Here is an 11,905-nt window from a genome sequence, read left to right as displayed (position 1 = left end):
CAAGAAAATACGGGAGCGCCGCAGGGGACTGCGGCGTTTTTTATGCGCGTGGGACGCAAGCCAGCAGAGGTCAAGCTGGGAAATGCTGAGCGATGCCAGGAACGGGCAATCTCATCGTAATGCCGAACTATTGCACCATCAGCGGCCTTGAGACACCGTCTTCTACATGCCAACAAGCATGGATACCCCGGAAGCAATCAAGAAGACGTACATCATCACGACGCCACTCAACACCCACCGTTCACCCTGATGGAGCGCCTGCCCTTTGGAAGTGAGGGCAAGCACTGCGATACCACGCAAGCACCTAAGCCACCAATCAACCTTGATGATTCCGGCTGCAGCAAGTACTTCTGGCCGTTCGCGCTCGATCCTCAGCAACATCCTGTGAGCCACAAATGCGTTTATCCACATGGCACCTAGAATGATGGAAGCCCAAACCGGGTAACTCTCAACAAGGCTTTTCATCGCTCTTCACCTTGGCACTGCACTATAAAAATTCTCCAGACACGCTCCACCGCTCACATCAATCCGCAACTTCCGCTATACGGCAAACCCCTCCACCCACATCCGCCTCAACCTTGACATAGAGATTGTTCGTAAAATACACATCTCCACAGCAAACCACACGGGCATTATTCTCGTAGTACGTTACAACAAGCGAGGAATCAGCAGCGACCTCCGGTTTTGCAGCCCTGCTTTCGCCGACAGGAATTGCTCCCAGGTCAACCGCACCACCGCCGACCTCCAAGCTGATGCCATGGATCACGTCCCTTCCAACATTTTTTACAACAATCACAGGATCCGAAAACCAATCACAACCTTGCAGCCCAGTGAAATGACCACAGCTGCCAGGCATGAGCGGATTCGACGCACAGTGATGTACAGCCGTCGGTAGCAACATGACCCCAACCGTGCTGCAGCAGCAGTTGGAGTGAATCAGCGAGCTGCCGAAGGCCAAGCAGAAGATGGTGAGCGAGGTTCCGAACTCGCCGTCGGCGCATGCTGGGCGATAATCCACCCGATCTCCGCAATGACGACAAGGCCCGCAATGTGTGGCCTGGTATTCCATAGGCTGTCAAGGGCCAATCTTGGATCACTTTCCGACTTTCGATTTATGGAGCATCTCTCGACGGATAGTCAAACACCAATGCAAATTCTCCCTCAGAATCGCTTTGAGGCAACTCAAACCTGAACTTCTTCAATGTTTCTCTAGCAGCAACATCGATCGCCCTATTTCTAGAGCTCTTGTCAATGCTGACATTGATCGGCTCCCCACGCTTATCAATCTGGAATCGAATTCTGACACAGGCGGCTTCGTATTCAGACCCCACTGGATCTCTCGGCACCCTAAATGACTCCCTGTGCAAAACGAGCGCTTCAGTCTTCTGAACCACTTGCGCCCAGCCACCGGACCTGCAATCACATCCCACGCCGGTCGCAACAAGCATTAGGAAAGCCGTGGTAATAGGAAACATCTTACTGCCCTCCAAGCAATGGCTCTGGCACGGAAATTCCAGAGTAATGCGTTCTTAGCGGCAATCCCAAATGCCGCCTGTATGGATTCTCTAAAAATCGCACCGCATTGAACTCATCGGCATTGGCATCAGAGGTGGCTGGGCTATAGCCAAAGACCGCTCCAGCTATTGGCGTATGACCAATCTCATGTGCAAGAAGCACATCTAATCCAGCACCAGAGAACTCTCCTCCAAATCTATTGGACGCCAAAAATTGGCGCCACTCAAGACTATAAGTAACGATATTAGTACCCGCATACCCACCCGAGAATACTGGAGGGTATCCGGAGCTTGGGAGGATTTGCTCCATGTCAATCTTCTGACCACTCAGCACCGCATGCCTGCCAATCGCCCCTCCCACAGATGACCCCAGGAACTTACTCAAAGCAGAACGAGTTTCCTTTGGAAATTCGGACGGAGTTGCTTGCCCACCCAATGACGACACAGACGAATGTGTAAAGACCTTATCAACATTTCTCGCGTCCAAGCTTCTTGCAGATGAAGCCTTTGTTGTGAACTCACCTGTGCTCGCACATGTCCCATCACCATTTTTGATCCTCGATCCCGTGCATCGACCATCTGGATCATAGAAGCGATACGGATTGCTATTTGCGTACCGATAGCGGTTGAACATCGCAGCGGGGCTCTTGTAAACCGTGACCGGATCCACACTAAGAAATAGCCCAATCTGCGGATCGTAGTAGCGCTGCTGCATATAGCTCAGCCCCGTACCTGAGTCTGTCACATGCCCCGTATACCCCGGCCCATCCTTCAACGGCCGATTGACCACCGCCCCGTACGGCTCATACACCGTACGCTCGATGATATTTCCGCTGGCATCGGTGATCGCCACTGGTGAACCGAGCGCATCTGTGTGGATGTACTCGACTACTTCCTGAGCTGCCGCTGGCGCTGCGCCGACCACCAGTGCACCCGACACGAGCGCCACGCGGATCAACATCGCAGAGAATCCGTTCATGTCTTACTCCCAAAGTACGCCGCGGGTGACCGGGAAGCTTGCCGACCAATCTGAACAACCGCCGGCATTGCACGCCCGCACCCGGTAGCTGCTGGCGCAGTACGTACCATTCCTTGACTGCACATAGGTCTTGGGACCTGCATACAGAGTCTTGCCGCCGGACGCCGGCTCCAGCTGGTACTCCGTCGCGCCGGCCGAGGCGACCCAACCCACCGTGCATTGGATCTGATAAGGCGCCGTCTTGCTGCTCAGCCATTGAGCCTCAAAGAGATAGGTTGCCCCCGGTGGCAGCACCACGGACACGGTCGCCACTCCGGAGTTCAGGCTGCACCCTGCGAAGTTGCAGGCACGTACGCGATATGCGTAGCTGCCATTTCCGCGACTTGCACCAAAGCTGTTTCCGACGCCGTTATGCACCACCGTCCAGCCACCTCCGTTGGCGCTTTCCTCCAGTACGAAGCTCTCGCTGTTGGGGGGTACCGACCAGCTCAGGCTGTACTGCGGCACGTTCACCAGGCCCGGCGCACTGATTACCGGCTCGATCGCCGGCGCCCCGATCACCGCAACCGTCGCGGTGGCCGACCATGGCCCGCAGCCCGCGCCGTTGCAGGCAGCAACCCGATAGCCATAGCTGCCCACGCCGCGCGCAGCGGTGGCATAGGAGCTGGCGTTGCCGTCGAACAGCGTGACCCATCCCCCACCATTGCTGCTTTCCTGCAGGGTGTAGCGTGTGGCACCGGCCACTCCATTCCAGCCAATGCCGATACTGCCCGGTGCAGATCGCGCCGGCGCGGAGACGCTTGGCGCAGCGGCAGGTGGATACACCACTGCCACCGACGCCGTGGCGCTGTATCCGGTGCATCCCACCGGATTACATGCGCGGATCCGGTAGCTGTAACTTCCCGCGGCCTTACCACTGAATGCCTTGGACTGACCGGCTGCGTTATGAACCTGACCCCATGCACCTCCGTTGGCGCTTTCCTGCAACTCATAGCGCTCGGCGCCAGACGCTGCGGACCACCCCACGTTGTAAGTGCCATTGAAGGCTGTGGCGGGCACCGTCAGTGCGGGCACCGTGGACGGTGCCAGCGCCACAGCCACTGACGCGACGTTACTCCATCCGCCGCACACCGCACGGCAGCCGCGCACTCGGAACTGATAGGTGCCGGTAACCAGGCCAGTGCTGGTGAACGACTGCGCCGCGCCATCGAAGACCGTACTCCAGGTGCCGGTCAGCGCACGCTGCAGTTCGTAGCGGTTGGCCCCACCTGCCGGACTCCAAGTCAGGTTCACGCTGCCTTGGGTGATGTAGCCTGGTGCACTCAGCGCGGGCACGCCCGGCGCCGCCGCACCATGCACCTGCGCCACCAGGCTGCCTGACAGGTACAGGTAGTCGGTCTGTTTGCCTGTGCGTTCGTTGCGCTGGAAACGCAGCACGCCGCCGTTGTCGTAGAACGAGTAGATCGCGCCGGCCCCTTCCGCCGATGCTTTCACGCGTCGACCGTGGGCATCGTATTCGTAGCTTTCCGCCGTGCCGACCGCGCGCAGGCGGTTGCCGAAGTCGAAGGTGAACGGCTGGCCATTGCGGATGGAGAGGTTGCCCTGCACGTCGTAGCCCAGGCCGGTCACCGTGGCACCACTGCCGGTCTCGACCACATTCACCAGCCGGTTGGTCGGATCAAAGTAGTGCGTGCGATCCCTGCTGCCCACCTTGGCCCGGCGCAGATTGTCCAGCGCGTCGTACTCATACAGAGCATTGCCGAATCCCGGTGCCATCACGGTGCGCAGCCGGTCCAGGCCGTCATAGGTCATGTCACGGTTCCCCGGCGCCCCCGGCAGGCCGTCGGAGATGGCCATGACATTGCCGCCAGCATCATAGTCGTAGCTGTCGTCGAGCACGGCAGCGGCGGCCGTGGCGTCACGGCTGCGGTCGGGCAGGCCGCGCGCGTTCTGGGTCATCGTATGCACGACCCCGTTGCCGTAGACGAACCGTGCCAACGCACCATTGGCGAAATAGGTGGCTTCCTTCGCATAGCCACCCACTGTTGTCGCTCTGCCCAGGGCATCGGGTGCATAGCTGACGACCCGCCCGCCGGGATAGGTGTTGCTGGCCAGGGTGCCGTTGGCATCGTAGCCATAGGCGAGGTTCAGCGTGCCCAGGTCCGGGTGCTGCAGGGTTTCGCCAGTGAGCAGGCGGCGCCGGTTGTACTGGTATCGGTTGATGACGACCGGTCGTGCCGCATCGTTCTGGGTACTGATTTCCGCCGGCAGGCCATCGGGCGTGTAGGACCATGATTGACTGCCGCGTCCATCCGGGAAAGTCAGCATCGATAGGCGATTGGCGGCGTCATAGCTGCGCTTCACCGCGCGACCACTGGCCAGTGCTTCGCTCCGGTTGCAGCCAGCGGTGCTGGTCAGCCCGGTACCGGCCGCCGACCACAGGACATTGCCTGCCGCATCATAGTCCTGCACGGTGGCGCCGGTTTCCGGCTCGATCGTCTTGCACAGTTGCTGATAGGCGTCATAGACATAGCGGCGTGTCAGCGACTGGCTGCCGTCCGCGCCGCGTCGGGTAATGGCCAGCGGCTTGCCGAGGACGTCACGCTGGATCTCGGTCACCACGCCTTCCGGATGCTGCAGTGTCAGCGGCATCTCATAGGTTGGCTGGTCATACGCCAGGTGCCGCGTGGTCGTGGACTGGCCGCGCGGGTTGGTCGCCTTCACGGAAAGATTGCCCACGTACTCGGTACGGGTCGCCAGTGTGCCCAGCTCCGAGGATTGACTCACGAGCACCGGCCGGCCCAGCGCATCGTACTGCGTGGTGGTGCCGTCCAATGCCGCGCCGATGCTGGAAAACTGCCGGGTCGGATAGGAGGCGAACACCGTCCTGCCGCTGCTGTCGTAGCGGGTCACCACGGCACTGTCGCGCACGTTGTTGGCATTCTCGGTCACAAGCACCGGCCTGAACATGGCATCCAGGTAGGTATCGATACGCCTGCCGCCCTGTGTGCGCGAATGCTTCCAGGCACCGGCCGGCACGCCGAACTGCGCGCTTCCCAGGCGCTGCAGGTCCATCGTTACGCCATTCCAGTTCACCGTATCGCCGGTGGGGAACTGCTGGCTGCGCAGACGCCCCATGCTGTCGTAGCTGAAGCTGGTGGTTGCGCCGGTCTCGTCGGTCAGCGAGGTGATCCAACCGTTGTCGTCGACGGCAACAGTGCGCACCGCGCCATTTGGCGCCTCGGGTGTGGCCGGCATCCGCAGTTGCTGCGGAACACCGCGCTTCCACCCCGACAGATGGCTGGTATTGCCGCGGCCATCGGATACCGACGCCACGGTGCCGTCGGCCGCATAGGTCACCTGCTGTGCCAGACGACCGAATGCGTAGGCGCGCAAAGGCAACGCTTTGGCCGTGTCGAACTCGGTGCGGGACTGTTCAATGCCATTGAGGACACTACGCGCGGACTGACCGTTCACCCATAGCGCGGGATTGTCGTAGTAGGCCGTGGTGCTGGTGCGACTCTGTCCGGCGGAATTTGCTTCAACGACGGTGACTTCACGTGCAAATGCATCAAAGGTCTGCACGGTCCGGCTGAACTGCACACCGTCCTGCTCCACAACAGCGGACTGGACAGGGCGGTTGTAGTGCGCCTTGAGGTCATTCGCACCGTACTTGAAGTCCTTGCCGGCTTCCTTCGGGAAGGGCGCCGCGTCCAGCTGGGCATCCGGATAGTAGTTGTTGCGGTCAACGCGCACGACCGAACTACTCGATCGCGTCGTCGTCGACAGTAGAAGACCATCGTTATAGGCGACTTCCTTGCCGAATTCGTACACGCGTACGACGCCATCCGGCAGCGTCTCGGTGGTGATCTTCGGCTCTGCCTGGCCTGCAGGGATTACCGGACCGCCCAGATCCTGTGCATAAGCCCCGTTGAGATTGGTGTACTGATAGGTCCACTGCGCTGTGGGAATGCCCGGACCACTGATGGTCTTGGCCACCAGCGACATCGCATCACGGTAGATCGGTGTGTAGTTCCAGCCTTCTGCGATGAGATGATTGTCGCCAGAGGTCTGGCAATCCAGAGTGACGTTCTTGCGCCCATGGCGGAATGGGCGAAACAGGAACGTTCCCAGTGCACCCGACGGATGCTGGACGATCATGGTGATTTCGCTGGGCACGATCTTGTTCACACGCGAACAGGTCGCCGGGTATTCCATGTAGTCCCAGATGTTCTGCCCGGTGTACTCGGCGTACTTGTGCGTAACCGATAGCGGCGGCAGGCTGTAGATCCACTGGGTTCCATCGGGCAGCGTCACCGTCCGCAGGATGTCGGCATCCGTATAACCGTAAGTCCAGGTGCGCCCGGCGGCAGTCGCAGAGGCGATCAACCCGTTCGATTGGTACGCAAGGCTGATTTCGCGACCATCGCTTGCGGTGATGCGCTGGAGTCGGGTACCGGACCATTCATAGCGCACCCAGTTTCCGAAACGATCAACAATCTGCGATGGATACAGGTGAACTCGCTTGCGGCCCAACTGGGCGTTGCTTTCCGGTCCGAACGGCTGCAGGGTCGCAGAGCCGTTGGGGCGAGCCACCATCCAGTCAAAATAGTATTTGGTCCCATCCGGTGCATGTCCCAGGAATCCTTCGCCGGGCTGTCCGCTTTTCAATGCTGCCAAGCAGGTGAATACCCAACCGCCTTTTGTATTCCATGGCGCGGGCTGTCCAAGCTGCGGCTGGGGTTGCCGCGCATCGCCATTGCCGCCCAGCAGTGGTTCCCCACCACCTCCGGGCAGCGAAAGCCGCACGCCATCCCAGTAAGTGTGTGGATTGAAGTTGACCTTCTGAGTGTTCCGGCGATTCCAGACCTCCAGAGTTGGCGGAGCACCGACGGTGGTACAGCGCGCGGCCGGCATCCAGTGCCCTTGAGCTGCAGTCTCGGGGAGATCGCCATAGACACCTGACAGCGACGGAACATCCAGATCCCAGTCGCCAAGAGGACTTTCACTGCTGCCGTCGCTGGCTGATCGGCTGCGACTGAGAGCGACCGGGAGTCCGCTGTTGCCCGGCAGCGAGATATCGGTAGCCTTGAAGCTGATCGAGCCGTCATAGAGATTGACCTGCTCGCCGAAGATCTCGCCCTTCAGCGGCTCGACGAGATCACCGTACTTCAGGCGCTTGTCGTACTCCTGCCGCCAGGTCGGGACGATCTGCGCCAGGCCCACTGAAGGAAGCCCGATCGCGGCCAGCAGCAGAAGAAGCGTCGAAAGGCCGGCCGGGCCAGACTGGCGCGGGCGGAGCGTGGCACGAAACCGCATGGGATCCTCCTTGGATCGTCCGTTCCTTGAATGCGTGCACGTACGCGACGGTCGCAACGCTGGCCGTGCCACGCGTTATTCATGAACATGGAATGAAGGCGACGTCAAGACTCCGTTCACGACCGTGCTTCCCTCGGCGGTCGAGTCCCCGGCGCGCATCGCCAGTGCAGAAGGGCGTGCGGCCTGGCCCACACCCCACCTAGAATGGCGCCATGAGCACCCTGACCTTCCGCGCCGCCACGTCGGCCGATATCCCTGCCCTGATCTCGCTGGTGACTTCCGCCTACCGAGGTGACGCCAGCCGGGTCGGCTGGACCACCGAAGCCGACCTGCTGGACGGCGCCCGCATCGATGCCGAAGGCATCCAGACCGACCTCGACCGTCCCCGCTCGACCATTCTGCTGGCGGAGCGCGAGGGCCGCCTCGTGGCCTGCGCCCACGTCGCCGATGTAGACGGCAAAGGCTACTTCGGCATGTTTTCGGTCGACCCGGCCCAGCAGGGGGGCGGCGTCGGCAAGCAGCTGATGGATACGGCCGAAGCCCACGCCGCGCGCGAATGGGGCGTGCCGGTGATGCAGATGACCGTGATCGACGTGCGCGACGAACTGATCGCCTTCTACGAGCGCCGTGGCTACCGCCGCACCGGCATCAAGAAGCCGTTCCCCTACGGCGACGAGCGCTTCGGTATCCCGAAGCGCGACGATCTGCGCTTCGAGATCCTGGAAAAGCCGCTGGCGGGAGCCACCGCATGAGCGACGCGTGGACCTTCGTCTGCGCCGGCAGCGACCTGCTGCCGGGTGAAATGAAGAGCGTGTTCGACGAGGTTACCGGTACGCCGATCGTGGTGTTCAACCTCGACGGCGAGCTGTATGCCCTGGAAGACCAGTGCACGCACGAGGAATTCGAGTTGTCCTCCGGCGAGTTCAACACCACCGAAGGCAGCGTCGAGTGCGTGCTGCACGGTGCCCGCTTCGACGTGCGTGATGGCCGTGCCCTGTGTGCCCCCGCGTACAGCCCGGTCCCCAAGTTCCCGGTCAAGCGCGAGCACGACGCCATCTGGACTCGCGACGACCGGGACTGACCGGCAGCGATACCCGCCCCGCCCGGGAAGGCCCTGCAGGCGCCCGCAGGGCCGCGAGGGGCCAGGTACAGACCTCCCGCAACACCGAAGATGCGAATCATTATCGTTGATGTTATCCTACGTAACATCTTCGTAACGACTCCGCCCTACGCGCCATGGCTTCGTCCGCGCCCACCGCCACGCTGTGCCAGCTCGCCCGCCAAGGGTGGCCGCTGCTCGTAGCCGTGTTGCTGACGCTGGTGCTGGGCTGGTCTGCATTGCACGAAGGGCGCGGCGGCGATCCTGCCGCGCAGGGCTGGCAGGCACACGCGGATGATCTCCTGCAGGCCATCCCGCTGCCGGAAACGCCGGCCGACGAATGCCCGCAGCATGCCGCACCGGCACCGGAGCCGCCGCTGGACGGCGAAGGCACCACGCCCTGCACCGGCCTGGCGCCAATGCGCGCCGCGCTGGTCGCGCATATCCCGTTGTGGCGCTCCGACGCCCTGCGCTGGCAGCTGCACGATCCCGCACTGCGGTTGAATCCCGGCCACGCTCCGCCCGCACCGCACGCCAGCTGAGGCGCCCTGCGGCTCTTGCCGTGCGCCTGATTGCGTTTCCTGCCAGCCGAGCATCGGCTCGGCTCTACAGAAGAAGCCCTCCATGTGTCGTCGCGCTGCCTGCACTTCGGCCTTCACCCTTTCCTGATCCAAGCCACCGCCACCCAGACCATGACCCACATCACGTCCCGCAAACACGCCCCGCGCGTTTCCCTGCTCGCCACCGCCACCCTGGCCGCGGGCTTCGCGCCGCTGGCTGCGCAGGCTGCCGACAGCGCCGACGCCGGCTCCCGCAACGCCACCGAACTGGACAAGGTGCAGGTGCGCGGCAGCTGGTTCAATCCGTCCTCGCCGAAGTTCACCGCCGAACTGGTGGACACCCCGAAGTCGGTGTCGATCGTGTCGGAGAAGCTGATCGCCGAAACCGGTGCGACCAACCTGCAGGATGCGCTGCGCATGGTGCCGGGCATCACCTTCGGCGCCGGCGAAGGCGGCAACCCGACCGGCGACCGCCCCTTCATCCGCGGCTTCGATTCGCAGAGCAACGTCTTCGTCGACGGGCTGCGCGACGTTGGCTCGCAGACGCGCGAAATCTTCGACCTGGAACAGGTGGAAGTGGTCAAGGGCCCGAGCTCGGCCTACGGCGGCCGCGACTCCGGTGGTGGCAGCCTGAACCTGGTGAGCAAGACGCCGAAGCTGAAGAACGAGACCAATGCCAGCATGGGCATCGGTACCGACAGCTACGCGCGCGGCACCGTGGACGCCAACTACGTGCTGGGTGATGGCATCGCCGCCCGCCTGAACCTGATGAAGCACGAGTCGGACATCGCCGGCCGTGACACCGCCAACGTCAGCCGCTGGGGCATCGCGCCGTCGATCGCGTTCGGCCTGAACGGCCCGGCGCAGCTGATCGCCAGCCACTACCACATGCAGAGCGACGACCTGCCGGACGCCGGTGGTTTCCCGTACGGCAACCCGAGCGGTGCGCCGGCGTCGAAGTGGGTCGACGGCCGCCCGATGGTGCCGGACCGCAACAACTACTACGGCCTGGTTGATCGTGATTTCCAGCGCACCCGCGCCGACATCAGCACCATGGACGCCAGCTACGACTTCGGCGGCCACAAGCTGCGCAACATCGCGCGCCTGGGCAACACCAGCAACGACTACCTGTGGACCCAGCCGGACGACAGCCAGGGCAACCCGAACAATTACGGCACCTTGTGGCGCCGTACCAACAGCCGTGCCGTCGACGTCAAGAGCTTTGCCGACCAGCTGGGCCTGACCGGCGCCTTCCAGACCGGCGTACTCAAGCACAGCTACAGCGCCGGCGTGGAGTACAGCGACGAGAAGATGACCCGCGGCAGCTACCTGATGAGCCCGGGCACCAGCAACCCGCTCACCGGCAACAGCAAGTGCCCGACCACCGGCGCGGCCACCGGCTACAACTGCACCGATTTCGCCAATCCGAACCCGCGCGACCCGTGGGCGGCCACGCATTCGGTGTACCGCAGCGATAAGGCGCTGGACATCGAGCAGCGTACCAAGACCACCTCGGCCTACGTGTTCGACACCATCGAGCTCAATGAGCAGTGGATGGTCAACCTGGGCCTGCGCTACGACGATTTCCGCACCACCCTGACCACTCCGGTGGCCGGTGCGGCGCCGACCCGCGTGCGCAACAGCAACGACTTCCTGAACTACCAGGCCGGCGTGGTGTTCAAGCCGGCCACCAACGGCAGCATCTACCTGTCGTGGGGCACCTCCTCGACCCCGCCGGGCATGGACGGTGGTGACGGTTCGGACAGCCTGAGTGCCGCTGTGGCCGACCTCAAGCCGCAGGATACGAAGAACCTCGAACTGGGCACCAAGTGGGATCTGTTCGACCAGCGCCTGAACCTCACCGCGGCGATCTTCCACACCGTGATGGACAACGCGCGCGTGACCGTCGACAACGGCACCAGCCAGAACGCCGGCAAGAAGGAAATCAACGGCTTCGAGCTGGGCTTCACCGGCCAGCTGACCGATGCCTGGAGCCTGTATGGCGGCTACACCTACCTGGACTCGGAACTGAAGGACAACGGTTTCGTCTGTGGCGCACCGGTGGGCCGTACCTGCCCGTCCAACATCTACGTGCCCTCGCCGTACAACGGCAACGTGTTCCCGAACACCGCCAAGCACAGTGCCAACCTGTGGACCACCTACCGCTTCCCGATCGGCCTGACCGTCGGCGCCGGTGCGTTCTATTCGGACAAGCAGTACGGTGATGTTGCCAACACCAAGTGGATCGCCAGCTACACCCGCTTCGACGCGATGGCCAGCTACGCGCTCCAGGACAACGTCAGCCTGCAGCTCAACGTGCAGAACCTGACCGACAAGACCTACTTCACCAAGGCCTATGCCTCGCATTACGCGAGCATCGCCCCGGGTCGCTCGGCCACCCTGGCACTGAACGTGAAGTTCTGATGTAACTTCG

General features: G+C 62.3%; 8 protein-coding genes. 4 read left to right on the top strand and 4 right to left on the bottom strand.

Features of this window, described 5'->3' with window-relative positions:
• Nucleotides 1-162: 162 nt before the first annotated feature.
• The 4 genes from N7367_RS11840 to N7367_RS11825 form a co-directional block, all read right to left on the bottom strand.
• Entirely contained in the window at nucleotides 163-465 is a 303-nt protein-coding gene (locus N7367_RS11840) for a hypothetical protein (protein ID WP_279942445.1), read from the bottom strand.
• A 58-nt stretch (nucleotides 466-523) separates the two neighbouring features.
• On the bottom strand, nucleotides 524-1,018 hold the full coding sequence (locus tag N7367_RS11835) for a hypothetical protein (RefSeq protein ID WP_279942444.1): 495 nt from the start codon (nucleotides 1,016-1,018) through the stop codon (nucleotides 524-526).
• 458 nt (nucleotides 1,019-1,476) lie between these two features.
• Nucleotides 1,477-2,493, bottom strand: a complete 1,017-nt coding sequence (locus N7367_RS11830) for an RHS repeat-associated core domain-containing protein (RefSeq protein WP_279942443.1) — start codon at nucleotides 2,491-2,493, stop codon at nucleotides 1,477-1,479.
• Between the two features lie 3 nt (nucleotides 2,494-2,496).
• Nucleotides 2,497-7,812, bottom strand: coding sequence for a wall-associated protein (locus tag N7367_RS11825; RefSeq protein ID WP_279942442.1), 5,316 nt, complete (start codon nucleotides 7,810-7,812; stop codon nucleotides 2,497-2,499).
• A 212-nt stretch (nucleotides 7,813-8,024) separates the two neighbouring features.
• Between N7367_RS11825 and N7367_RS11820 the strand changes: the two genes are divergently transcribed.
• From N7367_RS11820 to N7367_RS11805, 4 genes are all read left to right on the top strand, one after another.
• Nucleotides 8,025-8,564 (top strand): GNAT family N-acetyltransferase, encoded by a 540-nt coding sequence (locus N7367_RS11820; RefSeq protein WP_279942441.1) that lies wholly within the window; start codon nucleotides 8,025-8,027, stop codon nucleotides 8,562-8,564.
• Nucleotides 8,561-8,893, top strand: a complete 333-nt coding sequence (locus N7367_RS11815) for a non-heme iron oxygenase ferredoxin subunit (protein WP_053516647.1) — start codon at nucleotides 8,561-8,563, stop codon at nucleotides 8,891-8,893. The genes N7367_RS11820 and N7367_RS11815 overlap by 4 nt, the downstream gene beginning before the upstream one ends.
• Nucleotides 8,894-9,048: 155 nt before the next feature.
• Complete coding sequence (locus N7367_RS11810; RefSeq protein WP_279942440.1) at nucleotides 9,049-9,453, top strand: hypothetical protein; 405 nt, start codon at nucleotides 9,049-9,051, stop codon at nucleotides 9,451-9,453.
• A gap of 150 nt (nucleotides 9,454-9,603) precedes the next feature.
• Nucleotides 9,604-11,895 carry a TonB-dependent receptor gene (locus tag N7367_RS11805; RefSeq protein WP_279942439.1) on the top strand — a complete coding sequence of 764 codons (2,292 nt, stop codon included), beginning with the start codon at nucleotides 9,604-9,606 and terminating at the stop codon, nucleotides 11,893-11,895.
• The last annotated feature ends 10 nt before the right edge of the window (nucleotides 11,896-11,905 follow it).

Source organism: Stenotrophomonas sp. GD04145 (assembly GCF_029835135.1).
GTDB lineage: Bacteria > Pseudomonadota > Gammaproteobacteria > Xanthomonadales > Xanthomonadaceae > Stenotrophomonas > Stenotrophomonas maltophilia_P.
This window is presented reverse-complemented; position numbering and strand designations above follow the sequence as displayed.

Bases quoted from the DNA above. Each gene is read 5' to 3' on its own strand.
- N7367_RS11805 (WP_279942439.1), top strand. From the start codon at position 9,604: ATGACCCACATCACGTCCCGCAAACACGCCCCGCGCGTTTCCCTGCTC.
- N7367_RS11810 (WP_279942440.1), top strand. From the start codon at position 9,049: ATGGCTTCGTCCGCGCCCACCGCCACGCTGTGCCAGCTCGCCCGCCAA.
- N7367_RS11815 (WP_053516647.1), top strand. From the start codon at position 8,561: ATGAGCGACGCGTGGACCTTCGTCTGCGCCGGCAGCGACCTGCTGCCG.
- N7367_RS11820 (WP_279942441.1), top strand. From the start codon at position 8,025: ATGAGCACCCTGACCTTCCGCGCCGCCACGTCGGCCGATATCCCTGCC.
- N7367_RS11830 (WP_279942443.1), bottom strand. From the start codon at position 2,493: ATGAACGGATTCTCTGCGATGTTGATCCGCGTGGCGCTCGTGTCGGGT.
- N7367_RS11825 (WP_279942442.1), bottom strand. From the start codon at position 7,812: ATGCGGTTTCGTGCCACGCTCCGCCCGCGCCAGTCTGGCCCGGCCGGC.
- N7367_RS11840 (WP_279942445.1), bottom strand. From the start codon at position 465: ATGAAAAGCCTTGTTGAGAGTTACCCGGTTTGGGCTTCCATCATTCTA.